The following is a 26,641-nucleotide window of genomic DNA, read 5'->3' on the forward strand; positions in this document are numbered from 1 at the left end:
CGGTAGGAGCGGTAGCGGTAAGGCCGTCGCGGTAGGGCTGTACGCCGTACGTGCAGCTACGGCCCGGCCGCTGCCCGGCCGGGCCGTAGCTGCGCGAGCGGCTCCTCAGGCCGCGACCGTCGCGCGCTCCGGCTGCGCCTTCGCGGACTGCTCGCCGCGCCCGGCGAACAGCCGGTCGAGACCGAACGCGCCCGAGCCCGTGAACACGAGCAGCAGCATGGTCCAGCAGAACACCGCCGACGCCTCGCCGCCGTTCTGCAGCGGCCACAGCGATTCGGGCTGGTGGACCTTGAAGTACGCGTAGGCCATCGAGCCGGACGAGATCAGCGCGGCCGCGCGGGTGCCGAGGCCGAGCAGGACCAGGCCGCCGCCGACGAGCTGGATCACGGCCGCGTACCAGCTGGGCCAGGTGCCCGCGTCGACAGTGCCGCCGCCCGTCGAACCGCCGAGGACGCCGAAGAGCGAGGCGGCGCCGTGGCAGGCGAAGAGCAGGCCGATGACGATGCGGAACAGGCCGAGGGCATAGGGCTGGGCGCTGTTGAGACGTCCAGTCATGGTGGGGCTCCTTCGGTCGGTTGGGGACGAACCGATGTCACCGATGGAGTCGGCGCCGACGCCGCCGCCGTTGCCACCGGCTTGGAAGGTGCAAAGGTTAGGTGTACCTAACTTGAGCTTGCAAGTTCAACATTCGGCCAAGTTCCGGTTCCGCTTGCGGCGCGCCGTCAAGAATTACGTGATCTTGCGGTGGTCCCTCCTGACCAGGCCCTGCCGTGCGTCGGCCTGGTCGAGGGAGAGATCGGCGGAGCGTCCGCGCAGCGTCAGCGTCATCAGGTGGTTGCCGAACCAGGGGCCGCCTGACCTGCGCCAGTGCACCCGTGGGGTGGCCGCGCGCGCGTGCCGGGCGAGGCCGCGTCCTATGGCCCGTCCCCATCGGCTCCAGCCGAAGCGGAACGCCAGGCGCATGTAGCCGGGGATCGAGTTGTGCACCGGTGAACAGGTGAGCTGGAGAATGCGCGAGGTCGGCGCCGGACCGCTCGCCGCGCCCTCCGCCGACGCCTGGGCCGGCCAGACAGGCTCCGCGATGTACGCGTGGTGGACGTCGCCGCCGAGGACCGAGACCGTCGCGGGCGCCGCCGGGCCGCCGCCCGCCTCGGCGACCAGGTCCGTCAGCGTGTCGAACGACGTCGGGAACGCGGGCCAGTGCTCCAGGTCGGCCCGTCTGCGCAGCTTCTCGCCGCGCCGCGCCCAGCGGGCGCCGCGCTCGCCGTGGCACATCGCCGCGTTCCAGTTCTCCGCGTCGTGGATGAGGTGCGGCAGCAGCCACGGCAGCGAGGAGCCGATGAGGAGGTGGTCGTAGGCGCCGGGCGCGCTCTCCTGCCCGTCGAGGACCTGTTCGCGCACCCAGCGCTCCTCGTCCGGGTCGAGCATCGCCCGGTTCTCCTCGTCGAGGACGCGGGCGGCCCGGGTGTCGATCATGACCAGGCGTACGCGGCCGAAGTCGCGCCGGTAGCTCCAGCGGGCGCAGGTCGGGTCGGCGTCGGCGCGGGCGGCGAACTCGCGCAACGCGTCCGTACCGTCGGGGGTCGCGCGCACCGCCGCGTACACGGGGTCCTCGGCGAGGTCGGACGGGTGCAGGTTGCCTATGTGCTGGTGCACCCAGTACGACATGAGGCCGCTCAGGATGCGCTCCTGCCACCAGGGCGTCGCGCGCATGTCGCGCAGCCAGGCGGCGCTGGTGTTCCAGTCGTCGATCACGTCGTGGTCGTCGAAGAGCATGCACGAGGGGACCGTGGACAGGAGCCAGCGGATCTCCGGGTCGAGCCAGGACTCGTAGTAGAGGTGTGTGTACTCCTGGTAGTCCGCGACCTGTGTGCCGGGCGGCTCGTCCAGGTCGCGGCGGCGGGCCAGCCACTCCTGCGTCGCCGGTGAGGTCTCGTCCGCGTAGACCTGGTCGCCGAGGAGGACGAGGACGTCGGGGCGCTCGGCCGTCGGGTCGGCGGCGAGGCGGGCGGCCAGTGTGTCGAGGGCGTCGGGGCCGACCGGGTCGTGCTCGCCGCCCAGCTCACGGCCGCGCTCGCGCCAGGAGGAGCCCGAGGCGGGCGGCGCGGCCCAGCGGCAGGAGCCGAAGGTGACGCGGACGGCCGAGTCCGCCGCCTCGTAGGCCGGGGTGCGGATGGTGCTCGCCGGGAAGCGGGAGTCCGGCTCGGGCCAGACCGTGCCGCCGTCCAGGATCACCTCGTACGCCGTCTCGGTGCCCGGCGTGAGGCCGCCGACCGGGACGAGCGCGTAGTGGTGGCCGTCGATCTGGAAGGTCTGGGCGGTGCCGGACGCGCCGTCCGCGCAGCGCACCTCGGCGACGCAGGGCCGGCTCGCCTCGACCCAGACCGTCGCCGCCTCCTCGTCCACGTACCTCAGCACTGGTCCCAGGCGCAGCCTTGCCACGTCGCCTCCTCCGCTGTCGTTCGGCCGGTGTTCCGCAGTCGTCCGTACGGTACGGAACACCGGGCGTCAGTGGGGGAGCGGGTTCAGCGGCCGGTCAGCAGCCGCTCAGCTTCGACTGGATCGCGGACTTCTCCGCCGAGTCCACGGAGAGGTCGTAGTAGTGCTTCACCTGCACGTACATCCGCAGGTACGTGCAGGCGTACGCGGCGCGCGGAGGCATCCACTCCGCGGGGTCCTTGTCGCCCTTGGCCTGGTTCACGTTGTCCGTGACCGCGATGAGCTGGGGGCGGGTGAGGTCGTTGGCGAGCGACTGGCGCTTCGCCGTCGTCCAGCCGCTCGCGCCGGACTTCCACGCCTCGGAGAGCGGCACGATGTGGTCGATGTCGACGTCCCCCGACGCGGTCCAGGTGGCGCCGTCGTACGCGGAGTACCAACTGCCGGACGTGGCCGCGCAGTCGGAGCCGGTCTGTACGTTGCTGCCGTCGCGCTTGAGGACGGTCTCGCGGGTGTTGCAGGTGCCGGACTGGGTGATCCAGTGCGGGAACTTGTCGCGGCTGTAGCCGTCGGAGGAGCCCTCGGCCTTCACGGTCAGCCCGGCGAGGTACGTGCGGGCCGTGGCGGCGCTGACCGGGGTGGGCGGGGCGGCCTGGGCGGCCGGGGCCGCCGAGAGGACGGTGATGGCGGCGAGGGTGGCCGCCCCTGTGCCGAGACAGGCGGTCATGCGGGGTCGACGCGCGTAGAAGTCGAGCATGTGAACTCCCTTTCATGGGGGGTGAGTTGGCCGGACGGGGCTCGGGTGTGCGGCCATCGTGGGGGAGGGGGGTTGCGGGCGGGTGTGCGGGTGATGACAGGGTCGCGTCAAAGTGATGTGCGGGACAAGAGGTGGTGGAGCAACTCTGGTGATTTGTTCGGTATTCGAGCCATTCGGCTCTCTGGGGTGCGCCCGGTCGTGTTTCGGTGCGCCCGCTCCGGGGCTCGGCTCCACGCGGGTGGCGCTAACCCCCCTCCGTTTTGTACCGTGAGGGAACAAAGTGGTTCCCGCCCGCGTACCCTGACCGGCGGGCGGGGCCGCCTTGTACCGGGCCGTCACAGGCCTCAGACGTCACACATCTCAGACGTCACACATCTCACCGCGTCACACATTCTCTGGAGCCCGCCGATGACCGTTCTCTCCGCGCGTGCCCTCCTGCTCGACATGGACGGCACCCTCGTCAACTCCGACGCCGTCGTCGAGCGCATCTGGCGGCGCTGGGCCGCCGAGCACGGACTCGACGGCGACACGGTGATGGGCGTCGTGCACGGGCGCCAGGGCTACGCCTCCATGGCCCTCCTGCTGCCCGAGCGCCCCATGGCGGAGAACCACGCCGACAACGCCCGCATGCTCGCCGCCGAGACCGCCGACATGGACGGCGTCGTGCCCGTGCCCGGCGCCGCGGCGTTCCTGGAGTCACTGCTCTCCGGCGGCGTCGCGCACGCGCTCGTCACCTCGGCGGACCTGGCCCTGTCCACCGGCCGGATGGCCGCCGCCGGGCTCCCCTACCCGGCCGTCCGCGTCACCGCCGAGAACGTGGGCGCCAGCAAGCCCGACCCCGAGGGCTTCCTGAAGGGCGCCGCCGAGCTGGGCGTCGACCCCGCCGACTGCGTCGTCTTCGAGGACTCCGGCGCGGGCATCACGGCGGGGCGCTCCGCGGGGATGCGGGTGGTCGGTGTCGGCCCGCGCGCGGGTGAGCACGGGCCCACGGTCCACGTGCCCGACCTGACGGCCGTACGGGTCGAGGCCGGCGCCGACGGGGAGATCCTGCTCCACATCGACCTCGGCTGACCCGCGGCCGGGAGCCAGGGAGAGCCGTCTACCGCGTCTCCGCCTCCAGGAGCCGCCGCGTCGCCGGGCCGTACGTGCCCGGATCGTCCTGCTGGACCCCGCGCGCCATCTGGTAGGTGCGCAGGGCGAACTCCGTACGGCTGTCGAACCTGCCGTCCGGGTCCGCCGGGTACAGGTTCACCTTGCGCAGCCGGTACTGCAGCTCGCCGACCTCCGGGCCGCGGTCGCCCCGGCGCAGCACCTGCGGCTCCTGCCGCTGCGGGCGTGACGGGCGCGGCGTCGGGGAGACGGATGCCGAGGCGGAGGGCCGCGGGGACGTGGACGCCGGGCGCGTCGGGGACGGGGTCGGTGAGCTCGACGGGGCCGACGCGGAGGGCGCCGCGGGGGCCGACGCCGCGCGCGACACCGGCGGCGACGACGGCTGTGCCGTACGCTCCGTCGCCGACGCGGACGGGCTCGGGGCCCTACCGGACGGCGCCGACGCCGTCGCGGCGAGCGGGGTGCCCGCCTCCTGCGCGGCGGCGCTCGTGTCGCCGTCGCCCGACGAGATGAGGACCGTCACCAGCGCCGCCACGCTCAGCACACCCGCTATCGCGGCGAGGAGCAGCACCGGGGGGCGGCGCGACGCGTCCCCGGGGTGCGGGGGCTCGGCGTCGTCATCGACCTCCACCTTCGGCAGCTCGGGCGGCAGCGGCGGGTGCGCGTACGGGTCCGGGGCGCGCGGCGGCGGGGGCTGGGACGGTTCCGGCAGGGTGACGTAGGGGCGGACCCTCAGCGGACCGAAGCCCTCCGCCTCACAGGTGCAGGCGGTCCCCCCGTCGGCTCCCGCCCCGCACTCCTCGCACGGACGGCCCGCATCGGGCCGACGCTCCTCACCACTCATGCGTGGTCCCCTCCCCGAGACTCATGCGCGGCCCTCCCCCCGAGGACTGCGACGAATTATGCAGACCCCGGCGCATCAGCCGCAGCGCCGGGCCCGAAGTCGACGCACGACGAGCCGAATCGGCCCGCGCCCGGGACGCGCGAGGGGCGGCGCGAGAGCTACGAGAAGATCACCGCTCGGGCCGGTCATGACCTGCTGCCGGCCGCCGGCTGGCTCGTGCTACGTGTCAACCGGTGCGGCTGGGCCGAGCCGGCCGTCCTCGCCGCGCGCAGCGCCGTACCCCTGCCGGTGGTCACCGAGGCGGCGCGGCAGGCGGAGGAGCGGCACCTGGCGGTCCGGGAGGGCCTTGGCATGATCCTCACGGACGAGGGGCGCACGGTCGCGGCCCGGCCCGCCGAGGCGCGCGAGGACTCGCTCGCGGAGCTGCTCGGCGACCGGTGGGGGCCGGACCGGCCCACGGACCTCTTCCAGCTCGTGTCGGAGCCGAACGCCGAGCTGTGCGGCTCGGACGCGGAGCGCCCGCACGACGGCGGCAGCCACCGGCAGGGCCTCGCGGCCCGGCGACGGCCCCTAGCCACCGCTCAGGTTCTTGCCGAACCAGTGCTCGGCGTAGACGTCGTCGTTGTGCGGCGCCGTCTCCTCGTAGCCGAGCCGTGTGTACAGGGCCCGCGCCTCGACCAGGTCGGAGCGCGTGTCGAGCCGGACGCGCGCGGCGCCGAGTGCGCGGGCCGCCTCCTCGGCCGCCGCCACGAGCAGCGCCGCGCCGCCCGTGCCGCGCGCCTCCTTGGCGACGTAGACGCGGGTCAGCTCGGCGATCCCCGGCTCCACGAGCCGCACCCCGGCGGTCCCGGCGGGCTCACCCTCGTACCGTCCGACCAGCAACTCGCCGGTCGGATGGGCGAGTTGGTCCCCGGGGTCAGCGGCGATCCCGCGCTCCAGGTCCGCCGGGCCGGTGGCGTGTCCCTCGTGCAGCAGGTACCAGCGGTCGCTGACCTCCGTGTAGTAGGCGCGCCACAGGGCGGCGGCCACGGCGGAGTCGTAAGGCTCGGGGGCGATGGTCCAGCGGGTGCGCATGGCGCATTGTGGGGCGCGTGGGGCGTCGCGCCGCAACCGGATTCCGCCACCCGGCACCGTCGGGGGGCGGGCCTGTTTGAGCCCGCGGGGGCGGGCAACCCGGTTCACCGTAAGCACGGTTGACAGCAGACCCATATTCGACGGACACCGGGAAGGTCGGGAAGACAGCCATGTCCACAGGCGTGATCATCGCTCTGATCGTGGTGGGGGTCGTGGTCGTCGTCGCGGCGGGCGTGTTCGCCGCGCGGACCAAGCCCCGCGGCGGGCGGAGCCTCAAGAGCCGCTTCGGGCCCGAGTACGAGCGGGTCGTCGCCCGGCACGACGGCGACACGAAAGCCGCTGAGCACGAGCTGACCGAGCGGGTGCGGCGCCACGGGTCGCTGCGCACGCACGACCTCGAGCCCGCCGCGCGCGAGCGCTACCGGGCGCGCTGGGCCGCCGCCCAGGAGCGCTTCGTCGAGTCGCCCGCGGAGGCGGTCGCCGAGGCGGACGCCCTCATCGCGGACCTCGCGAAGGAGCGCGGCTTCCCCGACGGCACCCGCTACGAGGACCAGTTCGAGGCGCTTTCCGTCCACCACGGCCACCACGTGCACGGCTTCCGGCGCGTCCACGAGGCGGCGCACACCGGCATCGGCGCCGGTACGGAGGAGCTGCGCGAGGCGATGGTCGAGGCGCGGGCCCTCTTCGACGACCTGACCGGTACGGGCGGCCACGTCGCGCGCCGGGACCGGACGGACGACGCCGTGACGGACGGCGCGCACACGCGGCACAACCGGACGAACAGCCCCCTCAAGGGGCGCCTTGCGAAGGGGAGTTGATCGAGGATGGCAGAGATCGGACGCACGCGACAGGACGGCACGGCCCCCGGTACGGCCTCCGGTGCGGCGCCGGGCGCCACCCCGCTGAACGAGTCGCCGCTGAACGAGCAGCCGAGGGAACCGTTCAAGGAGCCGGTGACCGACCCGGCGGCGCACGCCCCGCGTGAGCCCCGGCACGAGCCTGGGCACGAACGCCGCGAGCAGGCCCCGGGCGCGGGCATACCGGTCGGCGCGGACCCGCTCACCGGACACGGCACGCACGCCACGCACGGCACGCACGCCACGCACGGCACACACGCCGCGGACGGTCACCGGACGGCCGAGGCTGCGGGTGCGGACACGGGCCACCACGACGGTCACTCCACCCTCGTCGCACACGACCTGCGCGAGGACATGGCGGGCCGCCTCAAGCACGCGGTCGCCGGTTTCGTGGACCAGCCCCGCGCCGCCGTGGAGGAGGCCGACCACGTCCTGGAGGACCTGACGGCCCGCCTCACCGAGACGCTGGCGGGCCACCGCCGCACCCTGCGCACGTCCTGGCAGGACTCGGGCGAGGACACGGAGAGGCTGCGGCTCGCCCTGCGCGACTACCGCGAGACGGCGGAGCGCCTGCTGAAGCTCTGACGCCGCGACGCTCTGAGAACGCCGGTGCGGCCGGCCCCCGGGAGGGGGGCCGGCCGCACCGGCGTGTACGCGCCGGAGGCTCACGCGCCCTTCGGCGCCGCCTGCTGCACGACCTCGAAGGACCACACGGACGACCCGCTGGCGGCCGGCTTCGGACGGTCGCCGCCGCCCTGGTGTGCCGCCTTCATCGGGCCCTCCATCCACGCCTGGAACGACTCCTCGTCGCGCCAGCGCGTGTAGACGAGGTAGTCGTCGGTGCCCTCGACGGGGCGAAGGAGCTCGAACCACTCGAAGCCGTCCGAGTTCTCGACGGCGCCCGCGCGGGACGCGAAGCGCTGCTCCAGGACCTCGCGCTGTTCGGCCGGGACGTTCAGAACGTTGATCTTGACGATGCTCATGGGTTCATCCTGCCGCACCGCCACGACGGGCGGGCCGGGAGGCTTAGGATGCCGCCCCTACGGTCCTCGTGGACCCGGACGGACGCTGGGGGAGTGTGCGGTGCTCGAACTGACCATGGCCGCGGTGGGCGGCGGCGACGAGGGCGCCACCGCCGGGATGGTGATGGCGGAGGCGGCCGGCGCGCCGGGCGCCGTGCTGCGGGTGGGCCGCGACGCCGCGGCGTGCCGGCTCGTGACCCCGGAGGACTGGCTGTTCGTGTCGCGGGTGCACCTGGAGTTCCGGTGCGGGCCCGAAGGCGAGTGGAGCGTCCACTGGCTGCGGGGCTCCCAGGGCGACCCCGCAGCCGAGGTACGGGTCCGGCTCGGCACGGGCGGCGGGCCGGGACACCCGCTCGCGTACGGCGGGGCGTACCGCCTGCCGCGCGGCGCCTCCGGCGAGGTCGTCGTCCTCGACCGGGGCGGACCGCGCGGCGTGCATGTGGGCTTCTACCACGAGGTGTGAGGAACCAGGCACTCAGGCTTGCACGTACGCCACCGCGAAGCCGTCGTACCCCTTCGCGCCCACCGTCTGGATCGCCGTCGCGTCCAGCTTCGGGTGGTCGGCCATGAGCTGGAGCGCGGCGCGGGTGCCCGTGACGTCCGGGCGGTCGGCGTCGGGCTCCGCGACCCGGCCCTCGCGCACCACGTTGTCCACGACGACGACGCTGCCGGGGCGCGTCATCCGCACCGCCCACTCCAGGTAGTGCGGGTTGTTCACCTTGTCCGCGTCGATGAAGACGAGGTCGAAGACATGACCTTCGTCGGCGAGCCCCGGCAACGAGTCCAGGGCGGCGCCCACCCGCACCTCGACGACCTTGTCCAGGCCCGCGCGGGCGATGTTGGCGCGGGCCACCTCGGCGTGCTCGGCGCTGAACTCCAGGCTGATCAGCGATCCGTCGGCGGGCAGGGCGCGGCCCAGCCAGATGGTGCTGTAGCCGCCGAGCGTGCCGATCTCCAGGATGCGGCGGGCACCTTGCAGGCGGGCGAGCAGGTTGAGCAGTTTCCCGTTGGTGGCGGAGACGGCGATGCTGGGCAGGCCCGCCTCCTCGCTGTCCGCGAGGGCACCGGCGAGCGCCTCGTCGGCGGGGGCGAGCAGATCACTGAGGTAGGCGTCGACGGCGGCGGGGTCGGGGTGCTGGGCGCCAGGTTGCGTGGTCATGGTCGTCAGCCTAGGCGCGGCGGCACGCGGACGGGCGGTGGCGGCGGGACCGGTCGGCGTCGCGCGCGGCGCAGGGCCGGCAGGGTCACGGCCGCGACCACGACGGCCGCCGTGCCGACCAGCGTCAGGATCCAGACGGGGACGCCGGGCCCGACCGTGAGCAGTTCGTTCCTGTACCGCACGGTCCGGTACGGGGTGTCGTCCGCCGCGCGCCGCAGCTCGTGGTCGCCGTCGATGCGTGACGGCCGCGGGAAGGACTGCTCCAGTGCGGTCAAGTAGGGGGCGCCGGTGGACAGTTCTCCCAGCTCACCCGTTGCCTCGTCGGCAGGGACCCGGCCCGCGTAGGTCACCTCCGGCCGCTGTCCGCCGATCGCCGAGCGCGGCTCCATGCGGTGCGGGGCGAGAACGTAGAGGTTCAACCGCTGTGGCGTACGCGCCAGGCGGGACAGCCGCATCGGGTAGACGAGGCGGTCGCTGGCGAAGGTGAGGTGCAGCGGGTCGAGCCGTCCGCCCAGAACCGTACGGGAGCCGCGGCCCCCGGAGTCTGCCGTGTCCTCGGGTGCCAGGCGGATCGCGACGTACTCCCAGCCCTGGTCGACGTACGGGCGCAGCGCCTCGGCGAGGCGGGCGGGGAGCGGGAAGCCGTTGTCCTCGAGCCAGTCGGCGAGGGCGTCCGGGTCGGTGGCGGTGAGGCGGGCGACGTCGAACGGGCCGAGGTGTTCGCGGCCCACGACGCCCACGCCGCTGCCGGTCGCGGCGGGGAGCGGGGCCTTCGCGCCGGCGCTGTCGGTGTCGCTGCCGAAGGGCCAGTCGTGGCCGCGCGGCCAGAAGTAGTGCCGGGTGCGCCACTCGGGAGCGGTCGCGCGCTCAAGACCGTTGAAGAGGCCGGGGTCGCCGAGCGTGACGTCGGCGCGGTGCGGGACCGGCATCACCCAGGCGACGTCGCGCCCGTCACCATGGACGGACAGGCGCATCACGATCTGCTCGGTGCGCCCGTCCCAGCGGACCGCGGACGTCTCCTCGTCGACGACGACCCGCTGCCCGGTGCGCGGGACCATCGCGCCGCAGCCGCACGCGTACGCGGGCACGGCGATCCACGCGATCTGGAACGCCACCAGGGCCAGAGTCACGAGGAGGACTCTGGCCCTGGTGGTGAGGGAGGTGGCCGCCGGGGCCCGCGTCACTGTGGTCATGCGCGTAGCGACGGGGGCGGGGGCGGCTCCGGTTCCCGCTGGTGCACAGCCGGTGGCCTGGCCGCACAGCCGGTGGGCCCGGTTACACGGCCGGGGGCGAGCCGGGCAGCGGGCGACCCGCCGACTCCCGCATGCGCCACGCCGCGATCCCGCCGACGACGGCCGCGCCCATCATGTAGTAGGCCGGGATCATCAGGTCACCGGTGGCGGCGATGAGGGCGGCGGCGACGAGCGGGGTGGTGCCGCCGAAGAGGGACACCGAAAGGTTGAAGCCGACGGACAGGGAGCCGTAGCGGACCTTCGTCGGGAAGAGGGCAGGGAGCGTCGAGGGCATCGACGACGTGAAGCCGACCAGGAGCAGACCGAGCGCGGCGAGGCCGAGCGCGATGGCCCAGGTGGAGCCCGCGCGGATCAGCAGCACCGCAGGCACGGAGAGGACGACGAAGCCGACGCAGGCGGCGCCGATCACGGCCCGGTGCCCGTAGCGGTCGTTGGCCCGGCCCATCGGGATCTGCACGCACATCATCAGGACCATCACGGCGATGAGGATGAGGGTGCCGTGCGTGGCGTCGTAGCCGAGCTCCTCGCTCAGGAAGGTCGGCATGTAGGAGAGGAGCATGTAGTCGGTGACGTTGAAGACGAGGACGAGGGCGATGCAGAGCGCCATCGCGTTGCCCTGGCCGACGAACATGTCCTTCAGCTTCGGCTTCGGCCGCGCCTTCTGCGCGCTCTCGGCCTCCTCGGCCAGCTTCTGGAACGCCGGGGTCTCCTCCAGCTTCATCCGCACGTACAGGCCGACCAGGCCGATGGGCCCGGCGATGAGGAACGGGACGCGCCAGCCCCAGCTGTACAGGTCGCCGTCGGAGAGCAGCGTCGTCAGCGCCGTCGCGAGACCCGCGCCCGCCACGTAACCGATGAGCGTGCCGAACTCCAGGAACGAGCCGAAGAAGCCGCGTCGTTTGTCGGGGGCGTACTCGGCGATGAAGGTGCACGCGCCGCCGTACTCACCTCCGGTCGAGAAGCCCTGCAGCATGCGTGCCACGATCAGCAGGACCGGCGCCCACACGCCGATGGCGCCGTACGACGGGATCAGGCCGATCGCGAACGTGCCCGCCGCCATCATGATCATGGTGATGGCGAGGACGCGCTGGCGGCCGATGCGGTCGCCGAGCGGGCCGAAAAAGGCACCGCCGATGGGGCGCACGAGGAAGGCGGCGGCGAACGTGCCGAGCGTGGACAGGACCTGCGCCGTGCTCGACGCCGTCGGGAAGAAGACGTGGCCGAGCGTCGCGGTCAGGTAGCCGTAGACGCCGAAGTCGAACCACTCCATCGCGTTGCCGAGCGCCGCGGCCTTCACCGCGCGCTTGACCAGCGATGGATCGGTGACGGTGACGTCGGACGAGGTGCGCTTCCGGTTCCGGTCCCGGCCGTCCCGTACGGGGGCCGAGACCTTGCCGGTACTGACTGCGATGGACGTGGCGCTGGCCAAGGGTCCGCTCGCCTGCCTTTCGTGGGGGACAAGGGCAGAGGCCGTCCACGCGGGAACGGCCTCAAAACGACCATAGGTGCGTTTGCAAAGGTGACGTAAAGTGCCCAGTCGCCTGCGAAGCGTGGGTAAAGCTGCTTTAACCTGCGCGAACATCCGGCGGTGCACGCGCCGCGATCCGGCGATTTTGTGATCTTTGTCGCGGAACCGGGCGCCGTCTTCCGGTCAAAACCGGGTGGACAGGGAGGTGAAGTGGGGGTTGCGTGCGTCTCACACGGGGGGCGGTGCGAACCTCTACAAGAAGGACCTGGGAAGGACCTGGGAAGGCCCTGCGAAGGACCTGTGGAACGGGCTGGGAGAACGCGTGGCGAACGTGGAGCACGGAGGGCCGATGAGCGGACCGGTGGGCGGACCGGTGGGCACGGCGACAGGGCGCGTGAGCGCCGTGCGCGTCGGCTTGTGGCTGATCGCCGCCGTACTCGCCGTACGTCAGCTCGTGGTCGTGCTCAGCACACCGCGCGGCGAACGCCTCACCGACCTGGAGACGTGGATAGGGCCTGAGGGGGTCCTGCACGTCAAGGGCTCGCTCTACGACGCGCCCGACCTGTTCACCGGCACCCCGTTCGCCGGGCTCGTCCTCAAACCGCTCTCCCGCGCCGCCGAACAAGCCCTCGGCTGGGGCTGGACGTTCGGCTCGCTCGCCCTCGTCGTCGCGCTCGGCCTGGTCGCCGCCCGTGCCCTCCCCCAACCCGTCGCCCGCCGTACGTCCCTGTTCGCGGCGCCGGTCGCGATCAGCCTGCTCATGCTGTCCCTGCCGGTGCGCAACGCGTTCACGCTCGGCCAGACCAGCATCCTCCCGGTCCTCCTCGTCCTGCTCGGCTGCTTCGCCGTACGAGGGGAGAAGTCGTCCGGCGTCCTCGTCGGCGTCGCCGCCGCGCTCCAGCCGACGGTGCTGCTCTTCGCACCGCTGCTCTGGTTCACGGGCCGCAGACGCGCCGCGATCTCCACGGGCGTCACCTTCGTCGCCGCGACCGGCCTCGCCTGGGCCGCGATGCCGCACGACTCATGGACGTACTGGGTCCACCACATGGCCGGCGCGGGCCTCGCCACCGACCCGGCGGCCAACGCCAACCAGTCACTGCACGGCATGCTGCTCCGCTTCGGCCTCGAAGGGCCGGGGGAGAAGGCGCTGTTCCTCGCCCTCGGCGCGGGTGTCACCGTCCTCGGCCTGCGCCGCGCGGTCCGGTACGCGCGCGACGGCCAACTCCTGCTCGCGGTCGCCGTGACCGGCTGCGTGGCGGTGGCGGTCTCGCCGACCACCTGGCAGCACCAGCTCCTCTGGGTGCTCCTCGCGGTCGTCGGCCGCGTCGGCAAACGCGCCTCCGACCGCTACATGTGGCCCGTCCTCGTCATCCTCGCGCTGACTCTGCCGTCGAAGATGATGCTGCCGAACATGCCGTCCCTGGAGCCGCTCCGGGACAACGTGGTCCTGATCGCGGCGCTCGCCGCCGCCTGCGCCGTCCCCTTCCTCTCCCGCGAGTCCCCGCTCTACCAGGCACCGATCCCGACGGACTACGCCGCGCCGGTGCCCGCCCGCTGGAAGTGGGTGCCGCTCGTCCCCGTCTGGCGCCGCGTCCTCACCCGCCCGAACCTCATCCTCGAACTGCTCCTCATCCGCGTCGGCTACTCCGCCTATCAGCAGGTCAGGCTCGCCGCGACGGGCGGCACGATCTCCGGGGGCCGGGTCACCGCCGAGCACCACGGCGCGCAGATCCACTCGATCGAGAAGTTCCTGCACATCGACATCGAGCACTGGGTCAACCACGGCGTCGTCCACCACGCGACCTGGCTCAAGGACTTCTTCAACTTCTACTACACGTCGTTCCACTTCGTGGTCCCGCTCAGCCTGCTCGCCCTCATGTACGTGCGCCGCCCCGCCGAGTACCGCTGGGCCCGCTCCGCGCTCGGCTTCGCCACGCTGCTCGCCCTCATCGGCTTCTGGGCGTACCCGCTCGCGCCGCCGCGCCTGATGCCGGGCCTCGGCTTCATCGACACGGTCCACGGCGTCCAGGACTTCTCCAAGCCGAACTACGGCACGCTCACCCAGCTCACCAACCAGTACGCGGCGATGCCCTCGCTGCACTTCGGCTGGTCCCTGTGGTGCGGCATCGTCATCATCGTCCTGGCCCGACGGAAGTGGGTGAAGGCGCTCGGCCTGATCCACCCCCTGTGCACGGTCTCCGCGATCGTCGGCACCGGCAACCACTGGATCCTCGACGCGGCGGGCGGCGCCGCCGTCGTCTCGCTCGGCTTCTTCCTGACGTACGTGCTCCAGGGACCCCGGGTACGAACGGCAGCGGTTCCCGTTCGACCGGGCGGCGACGACGAAGCCGCGCACTCGGACCAGACCGTGCTGCCGACCGCCAAGGGCTGAACGGTGCGGGGCGGGCTCGTCAGCCGGCGGTGATCTCGCCGTGCAACTGCAAAGCCCGGAGCGCCGCTTCCATCGCGAACCGGCGCTCCGGGGACTCCAGTTGGTCGCCGAAGTGGGCCTCCAGATTGCGTAGCCGGTAGCGGACGGTCTGGGCGTGGACGCCGAGCGCGTCGCCGACGTGTTCCGCCGTACCGCGCGTCGTCAGCCAGGCGTGCAGGGTCTCCATGAGCCGGGCGCGGCGGGTTCCGGAGGACTTGTCGAGCGGGGCCAGTTCCCGGCGGGCGATCTCCGCGACGAGCGCGGGGTCGCTCAGTAACCAGAGCGTCACCAGATGGTCGGCACAGTCCAGGGCCTGGGCGTCGGCAACGATGTCGTCGTCGACGAGCTGAAGCACCCGGCGGGCCCAGCGCAGCGAATCGGCGGCCTGCGCCGTCGGTACGGTCAGACCGATCGCGTACGACGTGCCGTAGGCGGCCGACTTCAGCATGGCCCGGCGTTCGTCGGTGAGCGGGCCGGGGACCAGCAGGTGGGGCTGGGGGACGCCGAGGTCGGTGAGCACGTCGGGGGCGAGCCCGGCGCGGATGTGCTCGGGACCCGGGGTGCGCAGGGCGATCAGCGTCACCTCGTCCGGGAGCGGCCAGCCGGCCTGCTCGCACAGTTCGCTGATGGTGGTGTGGTTCAGCGGGGTCCCGGCGAGCAGGAGGTGGAGCAAGCGTCTGCGCAGCACCTCGCCGGCCGCGCCCGTCCTGGACTGCACCTCCATGTACCCCTCGTGGGAGAGGGCCTCCAGCTCGCCCACGTAGGCGAAGAGGGCCTCGGCGAAGGTCAGCAGGAGGGTGGGGGAGAGGTCGAAGCGGCGGCCCAGGTCTTTGGCGCGGCGTAACGCGACGCGGGCGCCGAGCCGGTAGGCGCCCTGGAGCGTGTTGAGGTCCCGGCCCTCGTACGCCTCGACCCGGCCGAACTTGCGGAGCAGCTCGTCACGGATCGCGGTGGAGGCGGCGGGGTCGGCGACGCGGTCCACGAAGGCCTTGAGGCTCTGCTCGACGCCCTGCCGGATCGCCGCCTCGTTCGGCCCGCTCAGGAGCGCGGCGTACTCCGGGAACGCGCGCGTGACCTCGACCCCGATCTCCTTGATCAAACCGGGGAGTTCGGGACGCATGATGCGGGCGAACTCCCTGGGCAGCGGCCCCAGAGGGTCCTCGACATCCGCCATGTGCGCGGGCAGGGGCATAGCCGCTTTCCTCGCTTGTCCGAGCGCCGGGTGGGGGCCGGGCGGGACCACGCAGGGTGTGCGGTTCCGCCCGCCAGGTGCGTACCAATGGGGCCTCTGAAGTTAGGCCAACTACTGTGGGTTGTACATCAGTTGCGCAGAGAATGATCCCCGCGTGGGGGATGTGGCTGAGAAGTGACGGGTCGGTGGGGCGGTCACGGGAGCTTGGTCGGGGGGAGGGTGGCCATGACCGGCGGGCAGCCGAATCCGTACTCCGGAGAGCAGACCGGGGCCTGGTTCATGGCGATCTGGTTGTCGGGTCCGCTGATGGCCGCGGTGAACAACGGGTTGAGGTTCTCGCCACCGGTCCCGCAGCCGGTGAACGCGGGGATGTCGACCTTGCCCGTGAGGAGGCCGCCGAAGAGGACGTTCGTGTAGGTGCCGGTGCCGTCGCGGTTGACGGAGCCGTTCAGGGTGACGCGGAAGGGCTTCTCGGTCCTGCAGTCGGGGCCGACGGGAAGAGGGACGCCGTTCACCTCGACCGACCGGATACGGATGGTCTGGAAGAAGGTGACAACGGCGAAGACGCCTTCCCCGTAGTCGGTGCTGCCGGTGGAGATGGTGACGAGACTGTTGTCGAAGGCGACCTTCGCGGACACCGGCATGAAGCCGAAGCTGAGGAAGGTCGACTCGGCGTCCGGCAGAGTCAGCTCTCCGATGGAGTCGTAGCGGTTCCAGAAGAAGGCGCCGGTGTCCGGATCCTCGACCCAGGCGTTGTAGATGGCGCCGCTGATGTTCATGAGTGCGGGTTTCTTGGACGGGTCGTTGATGATCATCGACCCGTTCTGCTTGCGCACCGTCGCCAAACCCATGGCATAGGCGCATCCTCCGAAGCCGGCGGCCGCCTCCCCGCCCGGAGGATACGGCGGTTTCGGGGTCTGGCTGATATCGCGCTCGCCGGTCGGCCTGGGCCCGCAGGTGACCTCGTCCGCCTTCGGCTCGTCCTTGGGGGTGACGGTGACGCCGTCGCGGGACTCGTCACTGCCTTCGTCCGGCGCTGCCGACGAGGACGGCGAGCCACCCGGCTCCGTCTCGTCCTCCCCCGGTACGGCTACGCGCGCCAGCAGCGGATCAGTGTCCTTGCCCGGAGAGCAGGTGAGGGTGGTCGGCGCACCGGACGAGGGTGTCACCGTCAGGGCGAGATCACCGGCGAGCAGTTCGATGTCCCCCGGCGAGTCGACCGTGACGGAGGGGACGTCTCCGTTGTACGGCAGGACCACGTGCTCGCCCTCCGTGGGCATGGTTGCCCGCGCGCTGAGGCCGGACCACGTCGCGTCCGCCTTGTCCTCGTTCTGCCGGACCTCTACTCCGAGGCTCGCCTCGCTCGCCAGTTCCGCGCCCGCGGGCAGGAGACCGGCGAGCCCGGCGCGTGGCAGCGCGGCTTCCACCTGGACGGGGCCGGCCTGGATCGGCTGCCCCGTCACGGCCGTACGCGGCAATTGGGTGCGCACCCTGACGGTGGCGGCCAACTTCGTCGCCGCGGCCGTGCTGTCCGTGCCGGAAGCCGTGGCTTCGGCGTCCGTGTTCGCCGAAGCCGTCGTGTCCGCGCCCGCCTTCGCAGGCGCCGTGGGGTCCGCGGGCGCCGTGAGAGGCAGACCGCACTCGTACGCCAACTCCACCGCATCAGGCGGCTGTTCGTCAGCTCGAGAACCGGAGCCGGACAACAGCCCGGCGACCAGTGCGGCCGAGGCGATCGACGCCACCCGCACCGAGCGTCGTGCACGCGGCCCGGTCCGCTTTCCGATCGCTTCCATCCGAACCCTGCCTCCTGTAGTCGTGTCCATGCGTCCGGTCGTGACCCCGCCCCGCCCTGGAAACACGCGCGGGCCCGCCGCCGAGTGGGGACTCGGCGGCGGGCTGGGCGGTGCTACGCGATCACGGGGAGGTGATCGTCTGCTGCGCGGTCATGACGTAGTTGCCCACGAAGTCGGCGTGCGCGCCCGCGGTGAAGAGGCCGAGGCAGCTGGCGCCGGCCTGCGCGGCGAGGGAGCCCCCACCGGTGACGTGCAGGGTCTTCGTGGTGTTCTCATACCAGCCGTTGGTCGTGCCCTGGAAGGTCGCGTTGCAGCCGACACCGGTGATGGTGGCCTTGATGTTGCTGATGTTGCCGTCGATGTGGTTCGCCGTCGTGCCGGTGGCGTTGACGTAGAACGGCGTCGCGGCCGAAGCCGTCGTGGTGACCGTGAACGGGATACCGGCGACGGTGCAGGTGCTGAAGGTCAGCTTGGTGATGGAGCCGAGCTGGGCCCCCGCCAGCCCGGACCCGGACTTCAGGGTGCCCTGCGCCTGTGAGGAGGCACAGGAGAGGGTGGCGGACCCCACCTTCATCGTGGGCTTGGTGGCGTTGGCCGTGAACGCCCCGCCGGGCGTGACCGTGTACGTGGCCAGCGCGCCGGCCGAGGCCGAGGAGACCGAGAGGCCGAAGGCCGAGGCGAGCGCGGCAGCGGCGATGGCGGTGTTACGGGCGAATCTGCGCACAGTGGTTCCTCCGCGTAATCGTGGGGTGAACTGAAGGGGGAGCGCGACCGCTTCGCGGCGACGCGACCGTGTCGCAACTTCAGGCAACGCAACGCAAGGGATCAGCCCGCAGGCCAGATCTCGTCGCCTTCCAGACGGACGTTACGAGCTAGTAACCGGAAGCCGCAATGGGAAAGCCCCAGGTTCCTCGGAAGGATCGAAACGCGCAGTTTTTCTTGTCTGTGCAGGGACAGGTTGCGTGACTTTCCTTGTCCGGGAGTGACGAATTTGCGGCTCGTCCCGAAAACTACTCACCTGCCGAGCAATCGGTGTCCATGAATGCTCACTTCTCGCTAAACGCACGAGTAGTGGAAAAAGTGTCAGCAAGGGCATTGTGCGAAAGGTTTCCGGTGAGTAACGTCCGGGCTCGCATTCCCCTATCAGAAGGGAAAACCGGCATGGCCACCCTCAGACGCATGTCCGTCCTCGGCGCGACGGCCGCCCTGGCGACGATCGCCTCCATCGGTACGTCCGGCGCGGCCGGCACCCAGCTGAACGGAAACTGGGCGCCGTTCAACCGCTGCCCGGTCGACAACGCCGCCATGCTGGCCGCCGACGGCATCGACAACCAGGCGACGTGCATCTCCTCCAGCTCGTCCACCGGCGTCATCAAGCTCGGCAGTTCGGTCGTCCCGACCGGGAAGACGGACCTCCAGGTGGGCATCGTCACCCACTCCGACGGCACCAACACGGTCATCGCGCCGGCCGGCGGCGCGCTGGTGGCCGACCCCGCCAACCTGCCCGGGGGCCTGCTCGGGCTGATGTGTCCCAGCGACATACCCGTCGTCGGCGCCGTCTGCGGGAAGATCACCGACAGCACGGTCAACAAGGTCGTCGCGACGGTCGAGTCCGTGGGCACGCCGTCCGACTTCCAGCTGCTCGCCGGGGTCTCCGAGGGCCAGCCGATCATCTCGATCCCGGTCCGTATCCACCTCCAGAACCCGCTCATCGGCAACAACTGCTACATCGGCACCAAGTCCGCCCCCGTCGTCCTGCGCCCCGGGAACGCGGCGCTGCCGAACGTCGGCGCGGACAGCGCGGCCTCCAACGGCACGCCCGACGAGGCCGGACCGTTCGGCCGGCTCGCGCTGACCGGCGCGAACCAGCAGGACACCACCTTCGCCGCGCCGGGCGCGAGCGGCTGCGGTCCCCTGGGGCTCGGCGCCTTCAACTGGGCCGTCAACCTGAAGTCCGCCCTCCCCGCGGCCTCGGGCACCAACAGCCTCACCCTCAACAGTGCCTCCACCTACCTGGGCACCCTGAACGACCCGGGCGCCGCAGCGCCGAACCAGGGCAAGGTGTTCTCCCAGTACTGGCACTCGGCGGTCAAGTGATGACGCGGGTGCTGCGCAGGGCGGTGACGGGCGGGCTCGCGCTCTTCGCCGCGCTGGGGATGTCGGTGACGTCGGCGTCGGCCGCAGGCAGTGGGGTGTGGACGGTCAGCCCGGGCGGGGCCTATACGGGGGATGCGGCCAAACCCGCGTTCAAGACCGGGGCTTTCGTCCTGACCTGTGGTGCGGGGCACATCTCGGGCTCGTTCGCGGCCAGTGACCCGGACGGTCTCGCCGCGGGGACTCTCGTGCCGTCGTACTCGACCTGCTCCGTCGCGGGGATTCCCTTCGGTCTTACCGCGAGCTCAGCACCCTGGAAGATCAACCTGCTGCGGCGCAATGCCGCCGGCCCCTCCGTGATCGACGTGTCCATCAGCGGGATCGAGTTCAACTGGTCCGCGACCGGCTGCAACGCGAAGTTCACCGGAACCGTGTACGGCCAGTACGACAACGCCACCGGGCGGCTGAGCACAGGGCTCGACGGGGCACCGCCCAGCCGGCTCGTGGCTGGTCCTGGGGCGGTGTGCCTCGGGCTCTTCACAGCGGGCGACACGCTCGACATCAAGGCCGCCTACACCCTCACCCCCAAGCAGCTGATCACCCCGCCCGCCTGACCGTACTGTCGGCAAGTGATAAATGAATGAGTGGCCTTCGGGTCGAAATCTTGGCGAACCGCTATTGCTAGCCGAGGTTACTCGGCCGTAACGTCGGAAAAAGTCCTCCTCTCCCGGACGGCGCTGCGCCGGCCAGGAGTCGCATGAGATGCGGGCGGAATCCTCCTTTCCGGTCGGCATCTCCGCGCTGGGGCCCCGTTTCCTCGTCGTACCCCCGGCGAGGCGGGGCCCCGCCGCGAACCGGTGATTTCACTCATCCCTCGACAGGGGCGATTCGGTCTCTTGTCATCGGATGACAATTTTTCAGAAAGATTCGGGGCGGCCGCTCCGAGATCTTGTCCGGCGCGTACAAGGCGAATTACCGTGCGCTGCCGAGCTCGCTCGCTGAAGGTGAGAGGCGATGGGAATCGAAGTGAAGGTCGAAGGGCTCACCAAGTCCTTCGGCAAGCAGCAGATCTGGCAGGACGTCAGTCTCACCCTGCCCGCCGGCGAGGTGAGCGTCATGCTCGGCCCGTCCGGCACCGGCAAGACCGTCTTCCTGAAGTCGCTGATCGGTCTGCTCAAGCCCGAGCGGGGCCGCGTCCTCGTCGACGGCGTCGACATGGCGCGCAGCCCGGAGCGGGACGTCATGGAGGCCCGGAAGCTGTTCGGGCTCATGTTCCAGGACGGCGCCCTGTTCGGGTCGATGAACCTCTTCGACAACATCGCCTTCCCGCTGCGCGAGCACACCCGCAAGAAGGAGTCGGAGATCCGCCGCATCGTCATGGAGCGGATCGAGGTCGTCGGACTCCTCGGCGCCGAGGGGAAGTTGCCCGGCGAGATCAGCGGCGGCATGAGGAAGAGGGCCGGTCTCGCGCGGGCTCTCGTCCTCGACCCGCAGATCATCCTCTGCGACGAGCCCGACTCCGGGCTCGACCCCGTTCGTACGGCGTTCATCTCGCAGCTCCTCATCGACCTGAACACGCAGATCGACGCGACGATGCTCATCGTCACCCACAACCTCGACATCGCGGCGACCGTCCCCGACAACATGGGGATGCTGTTCCGGCGGAACCTGGTGACGTTCGGGCCCCGCGAGGTGCTGCTGACCAGCCGGGAGCCGGTCGTGGCGCAGTTCCTCACCGCCAGCAAGGCGGGGCCCATCGGCATGTCGGAGGAGAAGGACGCGGCGACGCTGGCCGCTGAGGCTTCACAGCCGGTTGTCGAGCCCCGGGCTCTTGTGCCGCAGCTTCAGCCCTCTCCGGGCCTTGGGGAGCGGGCCGCCGTTGCCCGGCGCCGGGCTCGTGTGCTCGGGATGCTGGATTCCTTGCCGGAGTCGGCGCGGGCGGCGATCTTGGCGACGTACGGCTCCGAAGCGATGGCCTCCGGCGGTGTCGCGTGACGGGCGCCCTGCACGGGTGTGCGGCCCAGGGGCTCCGCCCCGGACCCCGCTCCTCAACCGCCGGAGGGGCTCGAAGCATATGAGCGTCGACTCACGGCCGCCCCGGCCGACCGTCGTGCCCCCGGCACCGCCCGCCGCGCCGGACGCCGGGCCCAAACGGGCCGCACCCCGCACCCCCAACCCTCTACTCGGCCCCCTCCGCCAGACCGGCAAGCTCTTCGCGCTCGGGCTCGAAGTCGCCCGCGCCGTGTTCCGGCGGCCGTTCCAGTTCCGGGAGTTCGTCGAGCAGTTCTGGTTCATCGCCAGTGTGACGATCCTGCCCGCCGCCCTCGTCTCCATCCCGTTCGGCGCGGTCATCGCGCTCCAAGTGGGGTCGCTCACACAGCAATTGGGCGCTCAGTCCTTCACCGGCGGTGCCAGCGTCCTCGCCGTCATCCAGCAGGCCAGCCCGCTCATCGTCGCCCTGCTCATCGCGGGCGCGGGCGGCTCCGCCATCTGCGCCGACCTCGGCTCGCGCAAGATCCGCGAAGAGCTGGACGCGATGAACGTCATGGGTGTCTCGCCGGTCCAGCGGCTCGTCGTCCCCCGCGTGCTCGCCACCATGTCGGTCGCGCTGCTGCTCAACGGCATGGTCTCCGTCGTCGGCACCCTCGGCGGGTACTTCTTCAACGTCGTCCTGCAACACGGCACCCCAGGTGCGTACTTGCAGAGCTTCTCCGCGCTCGCCCAGCTCCCCGACCTCTACATCAGCGAGCTGAAAGCCCTCATCTTCGGGTTCATCGCCGGGATCGTCGCCGCCTATCGCGGGCTCAACCCGCGCGGCGGGCCGAAGGGCGTGGGCGACGCCGTCAACCAGTCCGTCGTCATCACCTTCATCCTGCTCTTCTTCGTGAACATGGTGATGACCGGCATCTACCTCCAGATCGTTCCGCCGAAGGGAGGCTGAAACCCGTCATGACCTCCCCCCTCGTCTGGCTCGACCGCGGTGGCGACCAACTCCTCTTCTACATGCGGGCGTTGCTCTGGGCGCCCCGCACCCTCGTCCGGTACACCAAGGAAGTGCAACGCCTGCTCGCCGAGGTCGCCTTCGGCTCCGGCGGGCTCGGCGTCATCGGCGGCACCATCGGCGTGATGATCGCGATGACCGCCGCGACCGGCACCGTCGTCGGCCTCCAGGGCTACGCCGCCCTGGACCAGATCGGCACCGCCGCCTTCACCGGGTTCGTCTCCGCGTACTTCAACACCCGCGAGATCGCCCCACTGGTCGCCGGACTCGCCCTGTCCGCCACCGTCGGCGCCGGGTTCACCGCCCAGCTCGGCGCCATGCGGATCAACGAAGAGGTCGACGCCCTCGAAGGGATGGGCGTGCGGTCCATGCCCTACCTCGTCACCACGCGCATCATCGCCGGCGTCGTCGCCATCATCCCGCTCTACGCGATCGGCCTGCTCTCCTCGTACCTCGCCTCCCGCCTGGTCACCGTCGTCTTCAACGGGCAGTCGGCAGGAACGTACGACCACTACTTCGATCTCTTCCTCTCGCCGACCGACGTGCTGCTCTCCGTGCTGAAAGTGCTCATCTTCAGCGTCATGGTGATCGTCGCCCACTGCTATTACGGGTACCGGGCCACCGGTGGACCAGCAGGGGTCGGCGTCGCGGTCGGGCGGTCCGTGCGGAACGCCATCGTGCTCATCTCCGTCACCGACTTCTTCCTCTCCCTCGCCCTGTGGGGCGCCACCACGACCGTGAAGGTGGCGGGGTGACGACGACAAGCATGGCGGTCCTCCGCCGCAGACTCGCGGGGCTCGTCTTCCTCGTCGTGCCCGCGCTGCTGATCTGGCTCGCGGTCGCCGTCTACAACAAGGACTTCGTCGACTCCGACGATGTCGTGGTCGAGACCGGCACCGTCGGCAACGAGATGCACCTCGGCGCAGAGGTCAAGCTGCGCGGCGTCGTCGTCGGCGAGGTCCGTGACATCGACGCCACGCCCACCGGGGCCCGGCTCACCCTCGCGCTGAAGCCCGGCGCCCTCGACAGCGTCCCGGACGACGTCCACGCGCAGATGCTGCCGACGACCCTCTTCGGCGAGCGGTACGTCGCCCTCGTACCGCCGAGCCGGCCGAGTACACAGATGCTCGCCGCCGGGGCCACCATCCCGCAGGACCGGTCCGCCAACGCCGTCGAGCTCCAGCAGGTCCTCGACGACGTCCTGCCGATGCTGACCGCCGTGCAGCCGCAGAAGCTGTCGTCCACGCTCTCCGCCGTCTCCCAGGCGCTCGAAGGGCGCGGCAACGAGCTGGGCTCCACACTCACCACGCTCGACGCCCACCTGCGCAAGTTCAACCCGCAGCTGCCCGCCCTGAACGAGGACCTGAAGCAGCTCGTCAAGGTCTCGCACGTGTACGCCGACGCCGCGCCCGGCATCCTCGACGCGCTCACCGACCTCACCACCACCAGCGCCACGATCGCCGAGAAGGAGGGCGACCTGGCCGGCGCCTACGGCTCCACCACCCGCGCCGCCGAGGACCTCGACGCCTTCCTGCGCGCCAACCAGGACAACATCATCCGGCTCTCCGCCACCTCACGGCCCACCCTGAGGCTGCTCGCCAAGTACTCCTCGTCCTTCCCGTGCACCCTGCGCTCGCTCACCGAGTTCGCGCCGCGCATGGACAAGGTCCTCGGCAAGGGCACCGACCAGCCCGGTCTGCACGTGCACGTCACCACCGTGCCGTCGAAGGGCGCCTACTCCGCCGGGCGCGACACCCCGTCGTACGGGTCCGGCGGCGGGCCGAACTGCTACTCGGTGCCGTACCTGGGCGCGGCGAGCGGCACGGCGGCCAAGTCCGCCGCCACCCCCGCCTCCGTCGCGCAGGACCTCGGCCCGGCCAACTCGCCGCAGGAGAACGACCTGGTGAACGAGCTGATCGCGCCCTCCGCCAAGGCGGCCCCCGACGACCTGCCCGACTGGTCGAGCACGCTCGTCGGCCCGCTGTACCGGGGGACGGAGGTGAAGCTCAAGTGAGCGCCCCAGCCTCAGCACCAGAACCGGACTTCGCGCACGTCAAGCGGCGCTCGCTCGCCGGGCCGCTCGTCAAGTCGCTCATCTTCGTCGTCGTCACCGCGCTGACCACCACCGTGCTCGGACTGAGCATCGCCAACACGGGGGTCGGGACGGACACGCGGTCGTACAAGGCCCTCTTCACCGATGTCACCGGGCTCATCGACGGCGACGGCGTACGGATCGCCGGGGTCAAGGTCGGCGAGGTGACGGACGTGCGCGTCGTCGACCGGCGCACCGCCCAGGTCACCTTCACCGTCACCGACGACCGGCACCTGCCGAGCACGACCACCGCCTCCGTGAAGTACCTCAACATGGTCGGCCAGCGGTACGTGTCCCTGGAGCGCGGCACCGGGGACGGCGCGGGCGACCTCCAGTCGGGGGAGACGATCCCGCTCGACCGGACCACGCCCGCACTCGACCTGACCCTCCTCTTCAACGGCTTCAAGCCGCTGTTCGAGGGCCTGTCCCCGCACGACGTGAACGATCTCGCCACGTCCATCGTCAAGGTCCTCCAGGGCGAGGGCGGCACCGTCGACAGCCTCATCCAGCACGTCGGTTCGCTGTCGTCGACCGTCGCCGCCAAGGACCAGGTGATCGGCGAGGTCGTCGGGAACCTGACCGATGTCCTGACCACCATCAATGACCGTGAGGCCCAGTTCGACGATCTCGTCACCACCCTCAGGGAACTCGTCTCCGGGTTCGACGAGGACCGCAAGCCGCTCGGCGACGCCGTCGAGGCGATGGGGGACCTCACCACCGTCACCGCCGGGTTCCTCCAGGACGCCCGCAAGCCGCTCAAGGACGACATCCGCCAGCTGGGCCGGCTGTCGGACTCCCTCGGCGACGGCATCCCGCAGATCGAGAACTTCCTCGACAAGACCCCCGCCAAGCTGACCGCCCTGTCCCGGCTCTCGTCGTACGGCTCCTGGTTCAACCTCTACCTGTGCGAGGCGAAGGTCGGCGGCCTGAAGATGTCCGACGGGTCGAAGCCGCCGACCGGCATCGCCGTCACCGAAGCGAGGTGCCAGTGATGCGGACCCAGGCCCTGAGAAGGCCGCGGATGAAGCCGGTCAAGGAGCGCAACCCCGTCGCCGTCGCCGTCGTCGGTCTCGTGGTGCTCGCGCTGCTCGGGCTCGCCGCGGTCAACGCGACCAGCCTGCCCGTCATCGGCGGCGGCACCGGCTACACCGCCGACTTCACCGAGGCCGCCGGGCTCGACGACGGCGACGAGGTGCGGATCGCCGGAGTCAAGGTCGGCGAGGTCACCGGGGTCGGCCTCGACGGCAACAAGGTCAAGGTCTCCTTCGACATCGAGTCCGACTCCACCTGGATCGGAGACCGCACCACCGCCGCCATCGCCATCAAGACGCTGCTCGGCGAGAAGTACGTCGCCCTCGATCCGGTGGGAGGCGAGCGGCAGGACCCGGGCGCCCGCATCCCGGTCTCCCGCACGACCTCCCCGTACGACGTGACCGAGGCGTTCGAGGATCTCAGCGGCACCATCGACCAGATCGACACCAAGCAGCTCGCCGCGAGCTTCGAGACGATCTCCGAGACGTTCAAGGACTCGCCCCCGGATGTGAGGGCGGCGGTCAAGGGCCTGTCCGCGCTGTCGAAGACCGTGTCCTCGCGCGACACGGAACTCGCCCAGCTCCTCGCGGGCAGCAAGAAGCTGACCAGGACGCTCCAGACGAAGCAGTCCAGCTTCGAGACGCTCATCGACGACGGCGGCTCGCTCCTCGGTGAGCTGAAGCAGCGGCGCGCCGCCATCAAGGCGCTGCTCAGCGGCAGCCAGGCGCTCGGCCGCGAACTGGGCGGGCTCGTCGCCGACAACGAGAAGCAGCTGGGGCCGACGCTCCAGGCGCTGGGCAGGGTCACCGACGTCCTGGAGAAGAACCAGGGCAAGCTCGACAAGACCCTCGCGCTCGTCGGCCCCTACTACCGGCTCGTCGGGAACTCCCTCGGCAACGGCCGCTGGTTCGACAGCTACCTCTGCGGCGTCGTGCCCCGCAACTACCTGCCCGCGTCCTCGCTGCCCAAGACCTCCTGCATGCCGCCGAAGAACGGGGCGTACGACGTGAAGGCCGGTGGTTGACC

The 26,641-nt window shown here is 71.2% G+C and carries 25 protein-coding genes and 1 pseudogene; 14 read left to right on the top strand and 12 right to left on the bottom strand.

Annotation, left to right across the window (positions count from 1 at the left end):
• Positions 1 to 105: 105 nt before the first annotated feature.
• The 3 genes from ACH4RC_RS07275 to ACH4RC_RS07285 form a co-directional block, all read right to left on the bottom strand.
• The gene (locus ACH4RC_RS07275; protein WP_398196431.1) at positions 106 to 555 is read right to left on the bottom strand and encodes a DoxX family protein; all 450 of its coding nucleotides are present in this window, start codon (positions 553 to 555) and stop codon (positions 106 to 108) included.
• A gap of 174 nt (positions 556 to 729) precedes the next feature.
• Entirely contained in the window at positions 730 to 2,442 is a 1,713-nt protein-coding gene (locus ACH4RC_RS07280) for an alkaline phosphatase D family protein (protein ID WP_398196434.1), read from the bottom strand.
• Between the two features lie 94 nt (positions 2,443 to 2,536).
• Positions 2,537 to 3,193 (bottom strand): HNH endonuclease family protein, encoded by a 657-nt coding sequence (locus ACH4RC_RS07285; protein ID WP_398196436.1) that lies wholly within the window; start codon positions 3,191 to 3,193, stop codon positions 2,537 to 2,539.
• A gap of 408 nt (positions 3,194 to 3,601) precedes the next feature.
• Here ACH4RC_RS07285 and ACH4RC_RS07290 point away from each other — a divergent pair, with 408 nt between their 5' ends.
• Positions 3,602 to 4,264, top strand: coding sequence for an HAD family hydrolase (locus tag ACH4RC_RS07290; protein WP_398196439.1), 663 nt, complete (start codon positions 3,602 to 3,604; stop codon positions 4,262 to 4,264).
• 28 nt (positions 4,265 to 4,292) lie between these two features.
• Here ACH4RC_RS07290 and ACH4RC_RS07295 read toward each other — a convergent pair whose 3' ends face one another.
• Positions 4,293 to 5,147 (bottom strand): peptidoglycan-binding protein, encoded by an 855-nt coding sequence (locus ACH4RC_RS07295; RefSeq protein WP_398196442.1) that lies wholly within the window; start codon positions 5,145 to 5,147, stop codon positions 4,293 to 4,295.
• A 123-nt stretch (positions 5,148 to 5,270) separates the two neighbouring features.
• Here ACH4RC_RS07295 and ACH4RC_RS07300 point away from each other — a divergent pair.
• Positions 5,271 to 5,684, top strand: a pseudogene (locus tag ACH4RC_RS07300) (EmrB/QacA family drug resistance transporter); the annotation flags it as partial.
• 33 nt (positions 5,685 to 5,717) lie between these two features.
• Here the strand turns inward: ACH4RC_RS07300 and ACH4RC_RS07305 are convergent.
• Complete coding sequence (locus ACH4RC_RS07305) at positions 5,718 to 6,221, bottom strand: GNAT family N-acetyltransferase (protein WP_398196445.1); 504 nt, start codon at positions 6,219 to 6,221, stop codon at positions 5,718 to 5,720.
• A 170-nt stretch (positions 6,222 to 6,391) separates the two neighbouring features.
• Between ACH4RC_RS07305 and ACH4RC_RS07310 the strand changes: the two genes are divergently transcribed.
• Entirely contained in the window at positions 6,392 to 7,039 is a 648-nt protein-coding gene (locus ACH4RC_RS07310) for a hypothetical protein (RefSeq protein ID WP_398196447.1), read from the top strand.
• 6 nt (positions 7,040 to 7,045) lie between these two features.
• Positions 7,046 to 7,663 (top strand): hypothetical protein, encoded by a 618-nt coding sequence (locus tag ACH4RC_RS07315; protein WP_398196450.1) that lies wholly within the window; start codon positions 7,046 to 7,048, stop codon positions 7,661 to 7,663.
• A gap of 80 nt (positions 7,664 to 7,743) precedes the next feature.
• Here the strand turns inward: ACH4RC_RS07315 and ACH4RC_RS07320 are convergent, their stop codons facing one another.
• A complete protein-coding gene (locus tag ACH4RC_RS07320) occupies positions 7,744 to 8,061 on the bottom strand; it encodes an antibiotic biosynthesis monooxygenase (protein WP_365506426.1) in 318 nt (105 codons plus the stop codon).
• A gap of 100 nt (positions 8,062 to 8,161) precedes the next feature.
• Here ACH4RC_RS07320 and ACH4RC_RS07325 point away from each other — a divergent pair, with 100 nt between their 5' ends.
• Positions 8,162 to 8,563: a hypothetical protein gene (locus ACH4RC_RS07325; RefSeq protein ID WP_398196453.1), complete on the top strand. Its 402-nt coding sequence runs from the start codon at positions 8,162 to 8,164 to the stop codon at positions 8,561 to 8,563.
• 12 nt (positions 8,564 to 8,575) lie between these two features.
• On the opposite strand, the gene ACH4RC_RS07330 is transcribed toward ACH4RC_RS07325, so the two are convergent.
• The 3 genes from ACH4RC_RS07330 to ACH4RC_RS07340 form a co-directional block, all read right to left on the bottom strand.
• Positions 8,576 to 9,259, bottom strand: a complete 684-nt coding sequence (locus ACH4RC_RS07330; RefSeq protein ID WP_398196455.1) for an O-methyltransferase — start codon at positions 9,257 to 9,259, stop codon at positions 8,576 to 8,578.
• A gap of 5 nt (positions 9,260 to 9,264) precedes the next feature.
• Positions 9,265 to 10,452, bottom strand: a complete 1,188-nt coding sequence (locus ACH4RC_RS07335; RefSeq protein ID WP_398196458.1) for a DUF2330 domain-containing protein — start codon at positions 10,450 to 10,452, stop codon at positions 9,265 to 9,267.
• Positions 10,453 to 10,534: 82 nt separating this feature from the next.
• Positions 10,535 to 11,941, bottom strand: coding sequence for an MFS transporter (locus tag ACH4RC_RS07340; RefSeq protein WP_398196461.1), 1,407 nt, complete (start codon positions 11,939 to 11,941; stop codon positions 10,535 to 10,537).
• Between the two features lie 361 nt (positions 11,942 to 12,302).
• Between ACH4RC_RS07340 and ACH4RC_RS07345 the strand changes: the two genes are divergently transcribed.
• On the top strand, positions 12,303 to 14,372 hold the full coding sequence (locus tag ACH4RC_RS07345; RefSeq protein ID WP_398196464.1) for a bifunctional glycosyltransferase 87/phosphatase PAP2 family protein: 2,070 nt from the start codon (positions 12,303 to 12,305) through the stop codon (positions 14,370 to 14,372).
• Between the two features lie 19 nt (positions 14,373 to 14,391).
• Here the strand turns inward: ACH4RC_RS07345 and ACH4RC_RS07350 are convergent, their stop codons facing one another.
• From ACH4RC_RS07350 to ACH4RC_RS07360, 3 genes are all read right to left on the bottom strand, one after another.
• Positions 14,392 to 15,603 carry a helix-turn-helix domain-containing protein gene (locus ACH4RC_RS07350; RefSeq protein ID WP_398196467.1) on the bottom strand — a complete coding sequence of 404 codons (1,212 nt, stop codon included), beginning with the start codon at positions 15,601 to 15,603 and terminating at the stop codon, positions 14,392 to 14,394.
• Positions 15,604 to 15,797: 194 nt separating this feature from the next.
• The gene (locus ACH4RC_RS07355; protein ID WP_398196470.1) at positions 15,798 to 17,396 is read right to left on the bottom strand and encodes a DUF6801 domain-containing protein; all 1,599 of its coding nucleotides are present in this window, start codon (positions 17,394 to 17,396) and stop codon (positions 15,798 to 15,800) included.
• Between the two features lie 121 nt (positions 17,397 to 17,517).
• On the bottom strand, positions 17,518 to 18,120 hold the full coding sequence (locus ACH4RC_RS07360) for a hypothetical protein (RefSeq protein WP_398196473.1): 603 nt from the start codon (positions 18,118 to 18,120) through the stop codon (positions 17,518 to 17,520).
• Positions 18,121 to 18,557: 437 nt separating this feature from the next.
• On the opposite strand from ACH4RC_RS07360, the gene ACH4RC_RS07365 reads away from it, so the two are divergent.
• The 8 genes from ACH4RC_RS07365 to ACH4RC_RS07400 all read left to right on the top strand — a co-directional run bounded on the left by ACH4RC_RS07365 (position 18,558) and on the right by ACH4RC_RS07400 (position 26,639).
• Positions 18,558 to 19,493 carry a hypothetical protein gene (locus ACH4RC_RS07365; protein WP_398196476.1) on the top strand — a complete coding sequence of 312 codons (936 nt, stop codon included), beginning with the start codon at positions 18,558 to 18,560 and terminating at the stop codon, positions 19,491 to 19,493.
• The gene (locus ACH4RC_RS07370) at positions 19,493 to 20,104 is read left to right on the top strand and encodes a hypothetical protein (protein ID WP_398196479.1); all 612 of its coding nucleotides are present in this window, start codon (positions 19,493 to 19,495) and stop codon (positions 20,102 to 20,104) included. The genes ACH4RC_RS07365 and ACH4RC_RS07370 overlap by 1 nt, the downstream gene beginning before the upstream one ends.
• Positions 20,105 to 20,504: 400 nt before the next feature.
• Positions 20,505 to 21,485, top strand: a complete 981-nt coding sequence (locus ACH4RC_RS07375) for an ABC transporter ATP-binding protein (protein ID WP_398196482.1) — start codon at positions 20,505 to 20,507, stop codon at positions 21,483 to 21,485.
• Between the two features lie 79 nt (positions 21,486 to 21,564).
• Complete coding sequence (locus ACH4RC_RS07380) at positions 21,565 to 22,431, top strand: MlaE family ABC transporter permease (protein WP_398196485.1); 867 nt, start codon at positions 21,565 to 21,567, stop codon at positions 22,429 to 22,431.
• An 8-nt stretch (positions 22,432 to 22,439) separates the two neighbouring features.
• Entirely contained in the window at positions 22,440 to 23,246 is an 807-nt protein-coding gene (locus tag ACH4RC_RS07385) for an MlaE family ABC transporter permease (RefSeq protein WP_398196488.1), read from the top strand.
• Positions 23,247 to 23,257: 11 nt separating this feature from the next.
• Entirely contained in the window at positions 23,258 to 24,505 is a 1,248-nt protein-coding gene (locus tag ACH4RC_RS07390; protein WP_398197822.1) for an MCE family protein, read from the top strand.
• Positions 24,502 to 25,575 carry an MCE family protein gene (locus tag ACH4RC_RS07395; RefSeq protein WP_398196491.1) on the top strand — a complete coding sequence of 358 codons (1,074 nt, stop codon included), beginning with the start codon at positions 24,502 to 24,504 and terminating at the stop codon, positions 25,573 to 25,575. Before ACH4RC_RS07390 ends, ACH4RC_RS07395 begins: the two co-directional genes overlap by 4 nt.
• Positions 25,575 to 26,639, top strand: coding sequence for an MCE family protein (locus ACH4RC_RS07400; RefSeq protein WP_398196494.1), 1,065 nt, complete (start codon positions 25,575 to 25,577; stop codon positions 26,637 to 26,639). Before ACH4RC_RS07395 ends, ACH4RC_RS07400 begins: the two co-directional genes overlap by 1 nt.
• Positions 26,640 to 26,641 lie beyond the last annotated feature (2 nt).

The organism is Streptomyces sp. NPDC016845 (assembly GCF_044332585.1).
In the GTDB taxonomy this organism is placed as follows: Bacteria; Actinomycetota; Actinomycetes; order Streptomycetales; family Streptomycetaceae; genus Streptomyces.